Origin of the sequence: Oleiagrimonas soli (assembly GCF_000761445.1) — a bacterium.
GTDB lineage: Bacteria > Pseudomonadota > Gammaproteobacteria > Xanthomonadales > Rhodanobacteraceae > Oleiagrimonas > Oleiagrimonas soli.
On sequence record NZ_KN196470.1, the window covers coordinates 2591942 to 2609930 of the forward strand.

Sequence of the window (17989 nt, forward strand, 5' to 3'; positions counted from 1 at the left end):
ACATTTCGCCGACACGGCGCGCGGAAAGGCTCCGCCCGGAGGACGCGCACCGATGAGAATCGTCCTTGCCGGCACGGCCGCCTCGCGCGGCATGGCACTGGGCCGCGCCCGGCTGGTCAAGCCGAGCAAGCTCAACGTGGACAACCGTCCGCTGGACGACCACGAGGTCGAGGCGGAAATCGAGCGTCTGCACGCCGCCATTGACGCCGCGCGCGCCGAATTGATCGAACTACGCGAGAAACTGCACGGCGCACTGGCCCGCGACGTCGGTGAATTCATCGACGCGCACAGCCTGCTGCTGGAAGACCCGGAACTGATACGCGGCCTGGACGACATGATCCGCAAGGGTCACTACCGCGCCAGCGCCGCGTTGAAGATGCAGGCCGACCGCCTCGGCGAAGTGTTCGAGGCGATGGACGACCCCTATCTGCGCAGCCGGCGCGAGGACATCGACCAGGTCATCGGCCGTGTCATGAGCGTGCTGTTGCGTCAAACCAGCCCGGAAGAACGCAAACTGGCCGCGCGCGTCGGCGAGATCCTGGTCGCCGACACCATCGCACCCGGCGACATGGCGCACCTGGCCGGTCATGGCCTGCTCGGCATCGTCGCCGCCGGCGGCAGCGTGTATTCGCACAGCGCCATCCTCGCGCGCAGCCTGAACCTGCCGATGCTGGTGGCGACCAGCGACGCGCTCGGCACCATCAGCGACGAAGACCTGGTGCTGATCGACGCCGAAGCCGGCGAGGCGGTGATCCACCCGACCGCGCAGGACCTGACCCGCTACCGCAACTGGCAGCGCGAAGCCGCGCGCGAAGGCCGCCGCCTGGCCGCGCTGGCGAAGGAACCCACGCGCACCCGCGACAACGTCGACATCCGCCTGTTCGCCAACGCCGAGCAGGCGCCGGACGTGGCGCAGGCGCGCGCGCTCGGCGCCAGCGGCATCGGCCTGTACCGGACCGAATTCCTGTTCCTGCGCAGCAAAGGACTGCCCAGCGAGGACGAACAGTTCCACGCCTATCGCGATCTGGTGCTGGGCATGGGCGGCCTGCCCTGCACCATCCGCACGCTCGATCTGGGCGCGGACAAGGCCGACAACGCCGGCATCGCCCTGCGCGAAGAAGACAACCCGGCGCTCGGCGTGCGCGGCGTGCGCCTGTCGCTGCGGCATCCGGCGGTGTTCGCCTCGCAGCTGCGCGCGATCTTGCGCGCCACCAGTTACGGCCCGATCCGCATCCTGGTGCCGATGATCACCACGCCGGACGAACTCGGCGCGGTGCGTTCGCTGCTGCACATCTGCGCACGCGACCTGCGCGACGCCGGGCACACGCTCCCCGAGCTGCCGGAAGTCGGCGCGATGATCGAGGTACCGGCGGCAGCCATCGGCATCCACACGCTGCTCGACGACGCCGACTTCTTCGCTATCGGCACCAACGATCTGGCCCAGTACGTGCTCGCGGCCGACCGCAACAACGACGCGCTGGGCACGCTCTATGACCCGCTGCAGCCGGCGCTGCTGCGCCTGATCGCGCGCGTGATCGGCGTCGGCCGGCGCGCCGGCAAGCCGGTCAGCCTGTGCGGCGAAATGGCTGGCGATCCGCTGCTCACGCCGCTGCTGCTGGCATTGGGACTGACCGACTTCAGCATGCATCCGACGCAGATGCTGGAAGTCCGCGACCGCATCGGCCAACTCGAACGCGCGCGCCTGCGCAAATTGTCGCCGCAGTTGCTGCGCGCACGCTCCAGTCAGGAAGTCGCGGCCCTGCTGGACAGCTTCAGCCCGAACCTGACACGCGGCTGAGGAAGGCCTGCATCACCGGTCCGCGATAGCGCGTGCGGTGAGTCACCAGCGACAGATGACGGCCGAGGGCGAGAAACGGCGTCTTCAGGACCACCAATCGTCCCGCCGATACGGCGTCGCCCACCGCCACGCGCGGCAGACAGGCCAGTCCGAGTCCCGCGCTCACTGCCTGCTTGATCGCCTCGATCTGTCCCAGTTCCAGCACCACGCGCGGCTCCGGCAATTCGGCCAGAATGCGTTCGCTCATGGCCCGCGTGGCCGAACCGGGTTCGCGCACGATCCAGCGCGTGTCGCGGAAATCGGCGGCGCGCAGACGCGTCTTGCGCGCCAGACGATGATCCGGACGCGCACAAACCACCAGCGCATCCTCGCGCCACGGCGACGTCTGCAATTGCGGATGCGCGACCTCGCCCTCCACACAACCCAGATCCAGGCGATGCTCGAGCACGCCTGCGACGATCGCGTCGGTATTGTTCACCGTCAGCTGCACCGCGACCTCGGGATAGGCGGCGACGAAATCGCCCAGCAGATCGCCGACCAGGTAGTTGCCGACCGTGTTGCTGGCCCCCAGACGCAGGGTGCCGCTGAGCCGGTCGTCGGTCGCGCCCGCGCGTTGCTGCAACGCCTGCATGCGCTCCAGAATCTCCTGCGCCAGCGGCAGCAATTCGCGCCCCTGCGCGCTGAGATGCAGCCGTCCGCGCTCGCGATCAAAGAGCGAAGCGCCGAGCTGCCGCTCCAACTCGGCCAGCGCCATGCTCAGCGCCGGCTGGGTCAAGTGCACCGTCTCCGCAGCCCGTCGAACGCTGCCCTCGGCGGCAACGGCGACAAAAGCCTGCAACTGGCGTGGCGTGTAGGAAATCATCAGTAAAATTTATTCCATGAATAATGATTAATCAATTTTATTTTTCTGCCTCGGTTGCAAGAATCTCTGCGTTGCCATTCCCGCAGATATCCGCATGAACGCCATGAGCCCCACCGCCACCCCACAGACACATGCCGCCTCGAACGCGCACCGCCCCACGATCTGGCCGGGGCTTGTGCTGACCGCCGCTATCGCCCTGGTGGCTCTCGGACTCGGGCATCTCTGGCCATTGATCGGCGGGCCGGTCATCGGCATCGTGTTGGGTATCGCGATACGCAATCTGCGCGCGCCGACCGCCATGTTTCAGCCGGGGATCCGCGTCGCCGGCAAGCAGGTGTTGCAGTGGTCGATCATCGCGCTCGGACTCAACCTCAGCTTGCATCAGGTGCTGCGCACGGGCGCGTCTTCGCTCGGCGTGACGATGGTCACCATCACTGCGGCATTCGTGTCCGCCGCCCTGCTCGGCAAACTGCTCGGCATCCCGTCCAAGCTGAAGACCCTGATCGGCATCGGCACGGCGATCTGCGGCGGCTCGGCCATCGCCGCGGCGACGCCCATCATCCAGTCCGACGAACACGAAACCGCGTTCGCCATCTCCACCATCTTCCTGTTCAACGTGGTCGCCGTGTTGCTGTTTCCGGCGCTGGGGCATCTAATGCATCTCAGCGCGCATGGCTTCGGCCTCTGGGCCGGCACCGCCATCAACGACACCTCTTCGGTGGTCGCCGCCGGTTACACCTACGGCAAGGCGGCGGGCGACTACGCCACCATCGTCAAGCTGACCCGCGCCACGCTGATCATCCCGGTGTGCCTGGTGCTGGCGGCCATCGAGATCCGTCGCCACCACAAGCACAACCGCTCCGACTTCAGCCTGCGACGCATCTTCCCCTGGTTCATCCTGTGGTTCGTGGTCGCCTCCGCCCTGCGCAGCAGCGGCGTGGTGCCGGACAGCTGGGGGCCGGTCATTCACGCCGGCGCGGAGTTCATGATCGTGATGGCGCTGACGGCGATCGGGCTGTCTTCCGACCTGCGCCGCATGCTCTCGACCGGCGTGCGCCCGATCCTGCTGGGTCTCGGCGTGTGGGCGGCGGTCGCTCTGAGCAGCCTCGGCATGCAGCTGCTGATGGGGCAGCTCTGATCGACGTCGCTCTCGACACCCCACAAACGAAGACGCCCGGCCGCTTTCACGACCGGGCGTCTTCGCTAAAAACAACACGCTTGCTTACATGATGCGTTTGAGGAAGCTCTGCTTCTTCTTCGACTTGCCGGTTTCCGGCGTCCAGCGCTTCAGCCAGGCGTTGACCGTGTCATGCCACTGCACGCTGTTGTGCGGCTTCAGCACCCAGTGGTTCTCGTCCGGGAAGGTCAGGAACTCGCTAGGAATGCCGCGTCGCTGCAGCGCCGTGAACGCGCCCAGCCCCTGGGTCAGCGGGATACGGTAATCGTGCGCGGAATGCACCACCAGCATCGGCACGCGCCAATCCTTCACGTGGTCGATGGGATTGAACTTCTCGTAGTTCTGCGGCACCTGGAACTGCATGCCGCCATTCTCGCGCTCCTCGAACCACAGCTCGTCGGTGGCGTAGTACATCATGCGGGCGTCGAACACGCCGTCGTGATCGATCAGACACTTCCACGGCTTGTTCCACACGCCGGCGATCCAGTAGACCATGTAGCCGCCGTAGCTGGCGCCGAGCGCACAGGCGCGGTCGCCGTCGAGGAAGTCGTATTTGTCCAGCGCGTACTTCCAGCCGGCCTTGAGGTCGTCCAGCGGCTTGCCGCCCCAGTCGCCCGAGATCGAGTCGGTGAACTTCTGCCCGTAACCGGTGGAACCGTGGAAGTTGATCGTGACCACGGCGAAACCCTGCCCCGCGTACGTCTGCGGATTCCAACGATAGCTCCAGCTGTTGGTCATGGCACCCTGCGGACCGCCGTGGATGATGAAGGCCACCGGGTAGGTCTTGTCGCTGTCGAAGTCCGCCGGCGTGACCACGTAGCCCTGCACCTTCTCGTCATTCCAACCCTTGAAGGTGAACCAGCGCGGCTCGCCCATGCTGACCTTGGCCAACGCCTGCGCGTTGACGTGCGTGACCTGCTCCAGGTCGCGCCCATTGGTGCGCGCGACGTACAGATCGCCCGGCGCCACCAGACTGTCGCGCACCAGCACGATGCGGTTGATGCCCAGCGCGACGTCGTACCCGCCCACGTGACCGTCGCTGACGATCTGGTCGACGCCGCCATCGTTCGCATCGATGGCGAACAGCGGATGCTGCCCCTCGTCATCGGCCGTCGCGAACAGCGTCTTGCCGTCGCTGGAGATCGACAGGCTGCCCGGCGAACGATCCCAGTCCTTGTCGAGTTCCTGGGTCTCGCCTGTCGACAGATCCATCTTCATGATGGCGAAGCGGTCGGACTCGGAACCCGGCACCTTCTGCGCCAGGTAATACAGACTCTTGCCATCGGGCGAGGCCACCGGCCATCCGTCCCAGGCCTTGTTCGCCGCCGTCAGATTCTTCGGCGGCGCCGAACCGTCGGCGGGCGCGCGATAGATGTCGAAATTGGTCGACCACGGTTCGGTGCGACCGGCGATGCGCACATCGAAGTACAGCGCATCGCCATGCGGCGAGAAGCTGTACTCGCCGTCATCGCCGAACGGCTTGGACGGAATGTCGCCGTCGATGCCGCGGCTGATGTGCACCGGCTCGCCCATCGCCCTACCGCTGCCGTCCAGCGCAGCCACATAGAGCTGCGAACGGCGGCCGTCGGACCAGGTATCCCAGTGCCGCACGAACAGCTTGGTGTACAGCGTGCCGCTAGCCTTGTCCGCCGCGCGCGCATCCAGGCGCTTGCGAGTACAGGACAGCGTCGCGCAATCGGTGAACGCGTCCATCGTCACGGCCACATGCAGACCATCGGGCGACAGCTTGAACGTGGTCACGTCGAGCGGGTAGTTCGAGGCCTGCACGGGAGTACCGCCCTGCGCCGAGATCCACCACAGCTGACTGCTGCCCGAGCGCGAGGAGAGAAAGTAGACGCGACTGCCATCCCGCGACCAGCGCGGACTGGATGCGTTGTCGACAAGTTGCCTTGGCGTCGCGTCGTGCTTGTTCAGATCGAGCACGTCGATCGCGTAGCGCCCCTTGTTGGCCGCGTAATCGGTACTGCGCACCGAGAAGGCCACCGTGCCGCCATCGGGTGCCAGATGCGGATCGCTGACGCGCTTGAGCATCACCAGATCGCGCACGTTGAAAGGATGCTTGTCGCTGGCCTTGTCGGCGGCCGAAGCCTGAAAAAAGACAACGCAAAGCGAAAGCGCCAGAAACGCCTGCTTGATCATGTTCGGAAAGTCCCCGGGAAACTATCCGGAACGGTAAGCTGCGGACGGTCGTGGCGCAAGCGCAGCAAGCCGGGGATACAGATGGCAGCCTCTCGCACTAGAACCTTCGCGCTACAGCAGCCAACCGACTCGTCTCCGCTCCCGCCTCCATGCGCACGACGAGAAATTCAGCCACCCATGGTTACAGCGCAGCGTCACATCGAATGTGACGTTTTTTGTCAGTGTATGCCCCCACACGTCATGATCTGCATAAAAAAACATCAATCCCCCGAATGCAAAACGAAAGCGCCCACTAACGCTTGTGGCGTTTCGTGACCACGGGCACAATCGTCGTGCCTCCAACCATGAGGCAATAGGGGTGCGGGGAACATGGCATGCTTCATGCTGCGTTTCCCGTGAGCTTTCTGGTCATTCCTGACATGTGGTGCGGGCCGATCCCGCCTAGGGGGATTCGGGACCGGAGCTCAGGGGCATCACCAGATTCATAGCTAGCTAAAACAGAGGAATCACCATGAAGACGCAAAAGGGCTTTACCCTCATCGAGCTGATGATCGTGGTCGCGATCATCGCCATCCTGGCGGCCATCGCCATCCCGCAGTACCAGGACTACATCACCAAGTCGCAGTTCTCCGAGTCGCAGACCGTCGCCGACGGCCTGAAGACGCCGATCGTCGAGTACTTCAACCAGACCGGCTCCTGCCCGGCCAACGGCACCGGCGGCATCCAGGCCACGACCAGCTACGCGGGCAAGTACGTTGCCACCGCCCAGACTGGCGGCAACACCGGTCCGTGCACCATCACCGTGACCTTCAAGGCCACCGCGGGCTCGATCTCCGCCCCGCTGAAGGGTGCGACGGTCACGTTCACCGGTGACGACAAGGGCGGCACGTTCGCCTGGCAGTGCTCCAGCGGCGTTGCCGACAAGTACAAGCCGCAGGCTTGCCGCCCGTAATCTGGGCCACGACCTGTGTTGTACAAGAAAGCCCCTCGATCGAGGGGCTTTCTTTATTTGTGATGCACACACACATTCCCCGGTAATCTGGCACAAGGCTTGCTGCTCTCCATAGATATCCGGGGAGGAATCAATCCATGAAATCAGCACGCGGCTTCACCCTGATCGAACTGATGATCGTCGTAGCGATCATCGCGATCCTTACCAGCATATCGATCACCGTCTATCAGAACTCCCTGGGCAAGTCGCAACTCAGCGAAGCCTTCACCACCATCGATGGATTAAAGGCGGACGTAGCGGATTATCAACACCAGACGGGGGCATGCCCCAGTGCCGGCGTTGGCGGCATTCTCAGCCCCGCGAGCTACGGCGGCAGATATGTCGCAGGCGCCACCGTCACCTCAGGATCGAACGGCTGCCTGATTACTGCACTCATGCGCAGCAATACCGTTGCCCAAAAGCTTCGCGGCAAGACCGTGACCTTCACTATGACGCCGAACGGCGGTAACGCCGAATGGGCCTGCAGCAGCAACGCCCCCGTCACCTATCTGCCGCAAGTCTGCCGCTGAACATCGTACCGAAACCTAGTAATTAATCCGACAAAAGTTTAGGGTTTTCCGCTGTTGCCTGGCGTTGCGCTGGGCGCGTTAGTTGTCACGACACGACCTGGGAACGCATCTACATGAAGTATCGCTGGCTGGCATTCGCCGCAGTACTGATCGTCACCGCAGTGCTGTACTGGCCATCGCTACATGGGCCGTTCCTGTTCGACGACATCCCCAATCTAGCCGCACTGACCAGCATCGACCACGTATCCAGCTGGCGTGATCTTGGCATCTATCTATCGCAACCGAGAAGCTTTCCCGGGCGCCCACTGGCCATGCTCAGCTTTCTGCTGCAGAAGTCGAGCTGGCCCGAACACCCTTTCCCGTTCCACCTAGTGAACCTTCTCCTCCACCTCATCTGCGGAGCACTGGTTTACCTGATCACGCAGCGCGTCGCTCGCGATTGGCTGAGGCAACGGAAAATAGACGAAACCCGAGCGTGGATACCTTCCACACTCGCTGCCGCCATCTGGCTACTCGACCCGATCCAGCTCTCGGGCGTCATGCTGGTCGTGCAACGCATGACGCTGCTGATGGCCATGTTCGTACTACTCGGCTTGCTGGCCTACCTGCGCGGACTTCTAAGCGAGCATCAAACTTCCGCAAAACGCGGCGCATGGATGTTCATCGGCCTCGGCGTATGCATGATGCTGGCATTCCTGTCCAAGGAAAATGGCATCCTACTTCCGCTGTACGCCCTAGTTCTGGACGCCACGATTTTGCGAGGAACCGTGCAACGGCTTCCCGCCCGCCTGCGCTGGTGGCGACGTCTGCTGATCTGGCCCACCGTGCTATTCGTGGCAGGCTATCTGCTCTGGATGGCTTTCCTCCAGTGGGGGCAGCCGAGCATTCGCCATTTCACCATTGGCGAACGCCTGCTGACCGAGCCGCGCATCCTGCTCGACTATCTGAGCAAGATTTTTCTGCCGCGCTTTGGCATCTACGGGCTGTACCACGACGGATACGCGATCTCGCGAAACCTGCTTTCGCCATGGACCACCCTCCCCGCGCTGATAATCATTCTCGCACTCGTTACAACGGCTTTCCTACAGAGGCGTCGCTGGCCACTCTTTGCTCTTGCCGTGCTGTGGTATTTCGGTGGGCAACTGCTCGAAAGTTCCAGCGTGATGTTGGAGCTCTATTTCGAACACCGCAACTACACGCCACTCATCGGCATCGTGATGGCAATCGCCCTAGCCGTGGCTAGCATGCACGAAAACGGACGTAAAAAAGCGATTTTTACAGTGTTGGGTTTATGGCTGGTGGCCTGCTGTATCACGACATCGCTCAGTGCGCGCGTATATACCTCGGAAGACCGCTTGGCGATAACTTGGGCAAACGATCAACCAAATTCGATTCGAGCCAAGACCTTCCTAGCCGACCGCCTGTTCAAGCATGGCCAGATCGATTCCGCACTTCAGGTTATCCGCACGATCTCAAGACGTTACCCGAACAATTCGGTACTCGCCGAGAACCGCGTATATCTGCGATGTATACAAGGCACATTGAAAACATCTGACATCAACCAATTGAACGCCATCCTTCGCAAGTCCTCTTTTGACCGAGGAGGCTTCGAAAACATGGAGCCATTACGCAAACTGGCCTTCACAAATCACTGCCCCTCCCTAAATCCGTCGAGTTGGATGCGTCTCGCCGATACGCTGCTGGCTAATCCGGCCTATCGCGAAGATTCGGTTGCCGCTGGCTTCCTGCACTATCAAAAACACTTTTGGGCCGTAAGCAAAGGAAACCTGGACTTGGCCATCCATGAGCTGGATCTGACCTATTCTCAAGACCCGGACGCCGAAATTCCCCGCCTAAAAGCCAAGTATCTCGTCAGTGCCGGCCTGTATGATCAAGCCATTGCCGCTCTGCAAGACACAGACTACGCACGCCTGCCACGACTTCGTCGCTGGCTAGTCAATGATCGGGCGATCAATGCCGAAGACATCAAGCAAATCGAAGCGATGAAACGCAAGGTGCAATCGCCGGAACCCACGCTTGTCGCACCAGCAACCGCGACATCTTCGCCAGCAAGCCGGTAATGCACAGAAGCCGCGAAACGATTGTTGCGCCGGACAATGTCGCACCTTAGGCTGCGGCGATGAATCAACACTCACGTTCGCGCGGTCAAGCCGGCTGGCTCTTGCTGGCCGCTCTCGCAGTTACGACTTTGGTGTACTGGCCCGGGCTTTCCGGCGGCTGGCTTTTCGACGACTTTCCAAACATCGTGGAGAACCCTGGCGTACAGCCGTCACACGCAAGTATTGCAACCCTGACCCAGGCAGCCCTGTCATCTCCCTCAAGCACCTTCAAGCGTCCGCTCGCTTCGCTTAGCTTTGCAGCGAATTATCTGGTTGGCGGGCTGCACCCATTCGGGTGGAAACTGACCAATCTCATCATTCATCTACTAAATGGAATCCTGCTTTTCTTCCTGACCCGCAAGCTGCTTGATCTCGCCCCAAGGAACACCGAGAGTGGGCTAGTTAATGCAACCGCCGCCAAGTGGTCCGGCACAATCGCCGCCAGCATCACAGCGGCCTGGCTTCTCCTCCCGATAAACCTGACCGGCGTGCTCTATGTGGTTCAACGCATGGAAAGCCTGGCCAACGCGTTCGTACTTCTTGGACTGCTCGGTTACGTCGCGGGACGTCAGAGGATGATGGAACGCGTCCCTATTCCACGTCCCGATGCAGCACGTAGAGCCTGGAGGGGATTCCTGCTCTGTGTCCTTAGCGTGGCCGCATGCACCTTGGTTGGAGGCACTGCCAAGGAAACCGCAGCCATGCTGCCGCTCTATGCCTTTCTGATCGAATGGATCATGTTCCGGTTCCGCACCACAGATCCCGGGCAAACGAGCGCGACATCGTCTGCCTCTGATGCGTCAAAGACCGAATGGAAAGTCGTCGCATTCTTCGTTGTTTCACTCGCGATTCCCTTGATTGCGGGCCTCATCTGGCTGCTTCCAAAGGTCATGTCGCCAGAGGCATGGGCCACACGAGACTTCACGCTTCAGACCCGCCTGCTGAGCGAAATGCGTATCGTCGTGGGCTACATCGCCTGGTCGCTGCTGGCGCTTCCGCACTGGCTCAGTTTCTACCATGACGACTATCGCATCTCGACTGGATGGCTGCACCCATGGTCCACCCTCGCCAGCGCGCTGATTCTGTTGCTGTTGGTCATCAGCGTATTCAAGCTTCGACAACGACGCCCATTGGTTGCACTTGGCATCGCACTCTTCCTCGGGTGCCATCTCCTGACTGCAACCATCATCCCGCTCGAACTGATCTACGAGCACCGCAACTATTTCGCCAGTTTCGGCCTGCTCCTCGCCATCATGCCGCTCCTGGTCGTACCCGGAAGATCATGGATGGCACGCACCCGACAAGGCAGCGCGCTGCTAGCCATTCTGACTTGGACTGCGCTCACTGCCGCGACAGCCTACGCATGGGGGAATCCGCTGCGTCTTGCCGAGGAGCTTGCAGCACGAGCCCCACATTCGCCGCGCGCACAATATGAACTGGGAAGAAGCTACATCATTGCGTCGGGCTACGATCCGGCCTCGCCCTACACGCCGATGGTCTATCCTCCGCTGGAGCGCGCCGCGAGGCTTCCCGACTCATCGATCCTTCCGCAACAAGCGCTGATCTTCTTCAACGCTCGTATGCATCGACCGATCAAGGACGTCTGGTGGGACAGTCTCATCGCAAGTCTCAAGCGCAGAAAACCGGGGGTGCAGGACGAAAGTTCACTGGCTGCTCTTGTCCAGTGCGCCCGCACCGGACTTTGCATACTTCCCGAAGCTCGCATGCAGGCCGCGTTCAAGGCAGCGATTTCGCACCCGGATACGGATGCGCGCATCTGGTCCTACTACAGCGACTATGCGTGGAACGTCATGGGCGATCACTCGCTTGGCCTGAGCCTCATTCAACGCGCAGTATCAGACGCACCGGATGAACCGGCTTACCACATCACGCTCGCCAGAATGCTGATCGCGAATGGCGAATTCGAGCAAGCCCGCAAGCAAATCGCCGCCCTGGAAAGACTGAACATCGGTGGTCGCCTTGAAGGCAGTATCCGTAACCTTCGAGGGCAGATGCCTGCCTCTTAAACCCCCTCCCCATCAGGGATACCCCGCTTCCACGATAGGTAGCGGTGCGCACGCACCCACTGCACAAGTACATGCAACGCCGACCATGCCACCAGCACCTCCAGCGCCCTGAAGGGTATGGAGTAGCGCGGTTCAGCCTGCAGCATCACGTAGACGACCGTCACATAGGCAAGCAGAACAGCGATCGCCAGTGCCGGCAGATTCTCGGTATCAGATGAATCGGACTGCCGCTTCCACTCCCGTGCAAAAACAACGAGCAGCCCGGCCAGCGCAGCGAGCGCCAGCAAGGGATTCAACCCCTTGCAGAACAATTTCCAAGCATGCCAGACCGGTTGTGTCTCGAACGGCGAATGGAGTGTGGGGTACACATAGACATCGCCCTGGCCTACCCGAATGCTCCAGCCCCACAGCAAGCGAGGCTTCTCGAAGACATACCAGGCCAGATATCGCCACGGGTGTTCTTCCAATCGACCAACTATGGCTGTCAGGCCCTTTTTCGGGACCGAACGCAATAGTTCGTACTCGCCGTCAATCGAAGCCATGATCTTCTTTGCATGGACATCGCCATCGTACGATGCACGGTAGGCTGCGTGATACGCTGGCCACGAGCCTTGCACCAAGTTCTGCAAGGCGCGGTCCGTGGACGAAGCCGTTGTCTTTTGTGTTGGGATGGTGGCATTGCGCACAAACCACAATCCAGGCAGCAGCAAAGTCGCGAGCGCCAATATCGCCCACAGCCTGCGTGGGGCATAACTTCGCCAAGCAAGCACCAGCGCAACCAGCAGGCCGAACGGCAACAGCACCGCATTCGTCAACGATGCCGCACCGAAAATCAGGCCTGCCAGCACCATCCATCCAGCGCTCCGCATCTTCCACGCACGCACGCAGACCAGCAGCGCAAGCGTGCAGAAAAAGCCGAACAACGTCTCAGTCAGCAGGAAGTCGGGAATCGTCACGCTGTGTGGCCACATGGCCATCATGACGCCCGCCGAAACAATCCAGGGCTTGGGTAGCCAATGGCGGCCGAGCAACATCGCAAAAAGTACAGTCAATGCACCAAGCATCGCCTGAACCATCAACACAACTGCGTACCAGATGGAGCCTCCACCGAGCCACTTCATCCAGAGCGCAAGAAACAGTGGGTATCCCGGATCACGGTAGTCATCGGGAACCACGGCAGCGCCACCCGGCATCACCTTAGAGAAGACCCCGTGGTGAACAAGATTCCATGCATAGGTGTAGTACTGCACGGCATCGCCACGAACCGGATGATCCACAACCGCTGCACCCACGTAATACCAGCGTACGATGAATGCCAGTAAAGCCACCCCCACCAGGGACAGACGCCAGCCCCAGACACGACCTCCCGCAGAAAAAAGCTTCTCCATTACCTGGTCCTGACATCCCCTGAACTCCGATTATGCCTTCCCAGCGGGAACGGGTTCCAGGCTCCGGCAACGCGGCGCTCCGCGAACCGGTGCAGGCGTGTGCCGCTCGACTCTTGCGTCGCACGAAAAAACACGCGTCTTCGCACATTCCACAACCCGCATGACGTACCGTGCTTGCATCGCCGAAGGCTCCATGGCGCAATGGTGCTCTTCGAGATACCCGACCGTGAGATGCGGAACTCCTCAACCACTGCAAGAAGGTCGCCCCGTGCCTCTCCGGAAGAACATCCGAAGCAAGTCTGATCTGGCCATTCATGGCGCACCACCGGCATTCGCAGCACCACTCCACGTCGGTCGCCCGAACATAGGCAACCATGATGCCTTTCTAGACCAAGCGCGCCGGATACTCGAAAGCAAGTGGCTGACCAACAACGGACCGCTCGTGCAGGCCTTCGAGCGGCGCATCGCCGCATACTTGGGCGTCAAGCATTGCGTAGCCATGTGCAATGGCACCGTCGCACTGGAAATCGCCATCCGGGCTCTTGGCCTCGAAGGTGAGGTCATCGTGCCATCCTGGACGTTCATCGCCACGGCACATGCGCTCTATTGGCAAGGCATCACACCCGTCTTCGCCGATATCGATCCCCGTACACAGAACCTTGACCCGGATGCCGTCCGTCGCATGATCACGCCTCGGACAAGCGGCATCATTGGTGTTCACCTGTGGGGCCGTGCCGCACCGATCAACGAACTGCAGGCTCTTGCGGACGAACACCAGTTGAAACTCATGTTCGATGCCGCGCACGCGTTCGGCTGCTCCTACAACAAGCAATTCATCGGTCAATTCGGAAACTGTGAGGTGTTCAGCTTCCACGCCACCAAAGCCTTCAACACCATGGAAGGGGGCGCTGTCACGACGAATGACGACGAACTGGCCGAAGCCATGCGCTTGATGCGCAACTTCGGGTTCATCGGTTACGACAACGTCATCCACCCCGGAACCAACGGCAAGATGATCGAGATGTGTGCCGCCATGGGGCTTGCAAATCTCGATATCGTCGATGAAATCTTCGCCGCGAACCGTCGCAATCACGAGCACTATCGGCACAACCTCGCCGGGCTTCGAGGCATTTCCCTGCTGGCATACGACCCAAACGAGTCGAACAACCACCACTATGTGGTCCTCGAAATAAGCCCAGACTGTGGCGCGACACGTGACGAGATCATCGAAGCCCTGCATGCTGAAAATGTTCTGGCACGAAAATATTTCTATCCGGGCTGCCATGGCATGAAGCCCTACCGCGACATGTTCCCTCACGCCGAACTGCTGCTTCCGCATACCATTACGGCCGGGGAACGCGTCGTGGTTCTTCCCGCAGGACTAGACATGGATCCTGAGGACATCGCGCAGATCGGAGCCATTCTCCGCGCACTGTGTGGATGATCACACGCTCCGACTGGGTCGCCGCCACAGCTGAAACACTATCGACGCGGTCGGCCATGAACTCTGACAGGTTTTCCCCATGCGTATGCTGAAATTCGTTGTAGTTGGCCCTGGTCTGATGGGCAAGCAACACATCCGCCTCATCCACGAAAACCCGGATTGTGCGTTGCATTCCATCGTGGCCCCCGATCATCCAGCCAACCACGAGACGGCGCAGGAGGCGGGCGCCCCCATTTTCCACACCCTGCGTGAAAGTCTCGAGCGCGGCGATGTCGATGGCGTCATCATCTCGTCGCCGAACCCGTTTCACGCCGAGCAGGCCAGGATCTGCATTGAAGCGGGCATCACGGTCCTCATCGAAAAGCCCATCACGGTCTCCGTGGCCGACGCCGAGGCGATTGCACGCCTTGCCGACGAGAAAGGCGTGCACGTGCTGGTCGGGCATCACCGGGCACACAGCCCCCTGCTTGGGCTAGCCAGGGAGACCATTCAACAGGGGCGCTTGGGACGGATCGTCACCGTCATGGGCAGCGCACAATTCTATAAGCCGCCGGACTATTTCGAGGCCGGCCCCTGGCGCCAGGAAGTCGGTGGTGGCCCCATCCTCATCAATCTGATCCATGAAATTGGCAACCTGCGTAGCCTTTGTGGAGAAATTACCGCAGTTCAGGCACTGAGCTCATCGGCCATGAGAGGCTTCCCGGTCGAGGACACCGTGGCCATCAACCTGATGTTCGAGAACGGCGCGCTGGGAACCTTCATGTTGTCCGACACGGCCTCGACAGCCAAAAGCTGGGAACAAACCTCACGGGAAAATCCGATCTACCCCACCTACCCGGATGAGGACTGCTACACGATCACCGGAACGCTGGGATCACTCTCCATTCCGACCATGCGCATGAAGTACTACGACGAAAGCACCCCAGCATCGTGGTTGAATCCATTTTCCGAGGAACAACTGGAGGTGCATCGCTACGATCCGTTGACGTGCCAACTGGAGCATTTCATCAAACTCGTTCGTGGGCAGTGCGAACCACTCGTCTCGGCTGCAGACGGCCTTCGTAACCTGAAGGTCACCGAAGCCATTCGGACATCGGCAGCAATGCAAAGAATCGTCCACCTCTGAGGCCTGTGTCATGTCGAAGGTGCTACTTGTCGACACCAACTTTTCTTCGGCACCGATCCACGATGCACTGAAGTCAATGGGCCACGAGGTCCACGTAGCTGGAAATCGCCCCGACGACTGTCTGGCTAAGGTTTCCCGCAACTACTGGAACATGGACTATGCCGATTGCGAAGCGCTGGCTTCATTGATTGACCAGGAACAATTTGAATTTCTGGTCCCTGGCTGTACCGATCGCTCTTACCTTTCCTGCGCAGCCGTTAGCAACGGACGCTTCCCGGGCATCGACCAGCATTCCGCCTGCGAAGCAATCTTCGACAAAGCGAAGTTCCGTCAGGTTGCCGAAGAAATCGGGCTACCCGTCCCAAGGAGAATGGCGCCCGCCTCCGCCGAGACCTCCGGATGCACGGCCATCATTGTGAAACCTGTCGATGCATTCAGCGGCAAAGGTATCACTGTGCTACACGAGGTGAACCGCACGACGCTAAACACGGCCATCAAACATGCGGAGGAAGCTTCACCGAGTCGACGGTACGTTCTTGAAGAATTCGTTGATGGCCAGTTACATAGCCATACGGCATGCATCGAGGACGGACATATCATTCAGGACTTCCTGGTCCGGGAGGATAGCTCGGTGAATCCCTTCGCGGTCGATACCAGTTGCGTACTCGCCCAGGATCCGACCAATCTTCGGACACAGCTCCGTACACATATCGAGTGCCTGGCCAAACACCTGTCGCTCGCCGATGGCCTGCTGCATACGCAGTTCATCGCTGGCAAGAACGGTATTCACCTGATCGAGATTACCCGACGCTGTCCGGGCGATCTCTACAGTCAGCTCATTGAACTGAGTACGGGTTTCCGTTACGCCCATGCCTATACACTCCCTTACCTGGGAGAGCGTGCATCGCAGGTCGAAGCACCTACGCAGAGCGAACCGATTCTCCGCCATACGGTCACATTGCCGCAGCCGCAAAGTCTCGCCTACATCCGCTTCAAGCGTGCCCTCCAGATCGAACGCTGGACCCCCTTGAGTCTCGTTGGTGATTCGCTCCGCGCCAGTCCATACAGTCGTGTTGGCGTGCTTTTCTGCCGCACCGATGACTTCGAGCATCTGGAACAGTTGTACGCATGCATCCTGGACAAGAATCTCTACGAGGTTTGCGCTTGAACACGACAACGGGAACTGACGCATGAATCTTCAGGACGTACTGGATCAGACCCTTAGCCGCCTCGATCGCAGATCCAAACTGGCCCAACGCTTCCTCGAATCGTCATCGCACTTGAAACGCTTTGCGATCGGTAGGAATGAAGACACCCTTCAACTACATCGCCATATCGGCATCGACGGCATCATCGACGATTACGGAATTGACACAGATACGTGGCATGGCATCCCGATCATGCGGACATCTGAGGTGCCTATCGATGCCGTCATCGCCAACTGCTCGACATCGATTAGTCCGATCGCGGTACGCAACCATCTCCAAAACTCGGGATTCCGATCGGTAGTAAGTCTGCATGAACTGATCGTAGCTTCGAATGGAACGCTCTCATGGCCGGTGTTCGTGTCGGCCCAACGCAAAGAAATGCGGGAACACCTCGACGCATGGGTCGACATCTACGACACGCTCGCAGACGATGTGTCCAGAACAACCTTTCTGGACGTCCTGCGGTTCCGTATCAGCGCCGACCCCGACTACATGAAAGCCTACGAAGTCCGTGTCGAGGAACAATACTTCGAAGATTTCATGGGGTTCAGCCATGAGGTCTTCGTCGATGCAGGCGGGTTCGATGGTGACACCAGCGAGGCATTCGCAATCCGTTATCCCGGCTACAAAAAAATACTGCTCTTCGAACCCTCGAACGCAAACATGTCCGCAGCGAGACAACGGCTATCCGGTTTCAGGGACATCGATTTCCACGACGTTGGTCTTTCTGACACAAAAACGACGCTCCATTTCGATGAAAATGCAGGTTCGGCAGCATCTGTAAAGACATCCGGAACGGCAGTGATCGCTGTAGACACACTCGATGCACTGGTCGAAGAACCCGTCACCTTTATCAAGATGGATCTGGAAGGCTGGGAATGTCGAGCGCTCGAAGGGGCCCGCAGACATATCGCCGAGGAACGCCCCAAGCTCGCCATCGCGATCTACCACGATGCTGCCGATGCAAGACGGATATACGACTACATTCTTGGCTTTGGGCATGACTATAAGGTTTTTCTTCGTCACTACACGCAAGGCTGGTCGGAAACCATCATGTTTTTCGTGTAAAAACCTGCACAGCGCAAGTTCATTAGTGGCATGAATCCTGTGTCAGTATCTCCCCTCCACCCAAGATCAAGACTCGCGTGCATTTCTCCG

The 17989-nt window shown here is 60.3% G+C and carries 13 protein-coding genes; 10 read left to right on the plus strand and 3 right to left on the minus strand.

The features are described from left to right. The first annotated feature begins 52 nt into the window (after positions 1–52). The gene (gene ptsP / locus LF63_RS11635) at positions 53–1798 is read left to right on the plus strand and encodes a phosphoenolpyruvate--protein phosphotransferase (RefSeq protein WP_043102001.1); all 1746 of its coding nucleotides are present in this window, start codon (positions 53–55) and stop codon (positions 1796–1798) included. On the opposite strand, the gene LF63_RS11640 is transcribed toward ptsP, so the two are convergent. Continuing rightward, positions 1773–2660, minus strand: coding sequence for a LysR family transcriptional regulator (locus LF63_RS11640; protein ID WP_043102003.1), 888 nt, complete (start codon positions 2658–2660; stop codon positions 1773–1775). The two genes, ptsP and LF63_RS11640, sit on opposite strands and share 26 nt — an antisense overlap. Before the next feature lie 103 nt (positions 2661–2763). Between LF63_RS11640 and LF63_RS11645 the strand changes: the two genes are divergently transcribed. Continuing rightward, positions 2764–3798, plus strand: a complete 1035-nt coding sequence (locus tag LF63_RS11645; protein WP_152569320.1) for a YeiH family protein — start codon at positions 2764–2766, stop codon at positions 3796–3798. Positions 3799–3882: 84 nt separating this feature from the next. On the opposite strand, the gene LF63_RS11650 is transcribed toward LF63_RS11645, so the two are convergent. Next, complete coding sequence (locus tag LF63_RS11650; protein ID WP_052395004.1) at positions 3883–5997, minus strand: S9 family peptidase; 2115 nt, start codon at positions 5995–5997, stop codon at positions 3883–3885. Between the two features lie 511 nt (positions 5998–6508). Between LF63_RS11650 and LF63_RS11655 the strand changes: the two genes are divergently transcribed. The 4 genes from LF63_RS11655 to LF63_RS11670 all read left to right on the plus strand — a co-directional run bounded on the left by LF63_RS11655 (position 6509) and on the right by LF63_RS11670 (position 11665). After that, a complete protein-coding gene (locus tag LF63_RS11655) occupies positions 6509–6949 on the plus strand; it encodes a pilin (RefSeq protein ID WP_043102008.1) in 441 nt (146 codons plus the stop codon). 137 nt (positions 6950–7086) lie between these two features. Then, positions 7087–7518 carry a pilin gene (locus LF63_RS11660; RefSeq protein ID WP_043102010.1) on the plus strand — a complete coding sequence of 144 codons (432 nt, stop codon included), beginning with the start codon at positions 7087–7089 and terminating at the stop codon, positions 7516–7518. Positions 7519–7631: 113 nt separating this feature from the next. After that, the gene (locus tag LF63_RS11665; RefSeq protein WP_043102013.1) at positions 7632–9599 is read left to right on the plus strand and encodes an ArnT family glycosyltransferase; all 1968 of its coding nucleotides are present in this window, start codon (positions 7632–7634) and stop codon (positions 9597–9599) included. A 59-nt stretch (positions 9600–9658) separates the two neighbouring features. Next, the gene (locus tag LF63_RS11670) at positions 9659–11665 is read left to right on the plus strand and encodes a tetratricopeptide repeat protein (RefSeq protein ID WP_052395006.1); all 2007 of its coding nucleotides are present in this window, start codon (positions 9659–9661) and stop codon (positions 11663–11665) included. Here LF63_RS11670 and LF63_RS11675 read toward each other — a convergent pair. Then, a complete protein-coding gene (locus tag LF63_RS11675) occupies positions 11662–13053 on the minus strand; it encodes an ArnT family glycosyltransferase (protein WP_043102014.1) in 1392 nt (463 codons plus the stop codon). The genes LF63_RS11670 and LF63_RS11675 overlap by 4 nt on opposite strands. Before the next feature lie 268 nt (positions 13054–13321). On the opposite strand from LF63_RS11675, the gene LF63_RS11680 reads away from it, so the two are divergent. From LF63_RS11680 to LF63_RS11695, 4 genes are all read left to right on the plus strand, one after another. After that, positions 13322–14497 carry a DegT/DnrJ/EryC1/StrS family aminotransferase gene (locus LF63_RS11680; RefSeq protein ID WP_043102016.1) on the plus strand — a complete coding sequence of 392 codons (1176 nt, stop codon included), beginning with the start codon at positions 13322–13324 and terminating at the stop codon, positions 14495–14497. A gap of 79 nt (positions 14498–14576) precedes the next feature. Continuing rightward, complete coding sequence (locus LF63_RS11685) at positions 14577–15623, plus strand: Gfo/Idh/MocA family protein (protein WP_043102018.1); 1047 nt, start codon at positions 14577–14579, stop codon at positions 15621–15623. A 10-nt stretch (positions 15624–15633) separates the two neighbouring features. Beyond that, the gene (locus LF63_RS11690) at positions 15634–16791 is read left to right on the plus strand and encodes an ATP-grasp domain-containing protein (protein WP_043102019.1); all 1158 of its coding nucleotides are present in this window, start codon (positions 15634–15636) and stop codon (positions 16789–16791) included. Positions 16792–16813: 22 nt separating this feature from the next. Further along, positions 16814–17899 (plus strand): FkbM family methyltransferase, encoded by a 1086-nt coding sequence (locus tag LF63_RS11695; protein WP_043102021.1) that lies wholly within the window; start codon positions 16814–16816, stop codon positions 17897–17899. Positions 17900–17989: the final 90 nt, after the last annotated feature.

Bases quoted from the DNA above. Each gene is read 5' to 3' on its own strand.
- LF63_RS11695 (WP_043102021.1), top strand. From the start codon at position 16,814: ATGAATCTTCAGGACGTACTGGATCAGACCCTTAGCCGCCTCGATCGC.
- LF63_RS11690 (WP_043102019.1), top strand. From the start codon at position 15,634: ATGTCGAAGGTGCTACTTGTCGACACCAACTTTTCTTCGGCACCGATC.
- LF63_RS11650 (WP_052395004.1), bottom strand. From the start codon at position 5,997: ATGATCAAGCAGGCGTTTCTGGCGCTTTCGCTTTGCGTTGTCTTTTTT.
- ptsP (WP_043102001.1), top strand. From the start codon at position 53: ATGAGAATCGTCCTTGCCGGCACGGCCGCCTCGCGCGGCATGGCACTG.
- LF63_RS11685 (WP_043102018.1), top strand. From the start codon at position 14,577: ATGCGTATGCTGAAATTCGTTGTAGTTGGCCCTGGTCTGATGGGCAAG.
- LF63_RS11675 (WP_043102014.1), bottom strand. From the start codon at position 13,053: ATGGAGAAGCTTTTTTCTGCGGGAGGTCGTGTCTGGGGCTGGCGTCTG.
- LF63_RS11655 (WP_043102008.1), top strand. From the start codon at position 6,509: ATGAAGACGCAAAAGGGCTTTACCCTCATCGAGCTGATGATCGTGGTC.
- LF63_RS11640 (WP_043102003.1), bottom strand. From the start codon at position 2,660: ATGATTTCCTACACGCCACGCCAGTTGCAGGCTTTTGTCGCCGTTGCC.
- LF63_RS11665 (WP_043102013.1), top strand. From the start codon at position 7,632: ATGAAGTATCGCTGGCTGGCATTCGCCGCAGTACTGATCGTCACCGCA.
- LF63_RS11660 (WP_043102010.1), top strand. From the start codon at position 7,087: ATGAAATCAGCACGCGGCTTCACCCTGATCGAACTGATGATCGTCGTA.
- LF63_RS11670 (WP_052395006.1), top strand. From the start codon at position 9,659: ATGAATCAACACTCACGTTCGCGCGGTCAAGCCGGCTGGCTCTTGCTG.
- LF63_RS11645 (WP_152569320.1), top strand. From the start codon at position 2,764: ATGAGCCCCACCGCCACCCCACAGACACATGCCGCCTCGAACGCGCAC.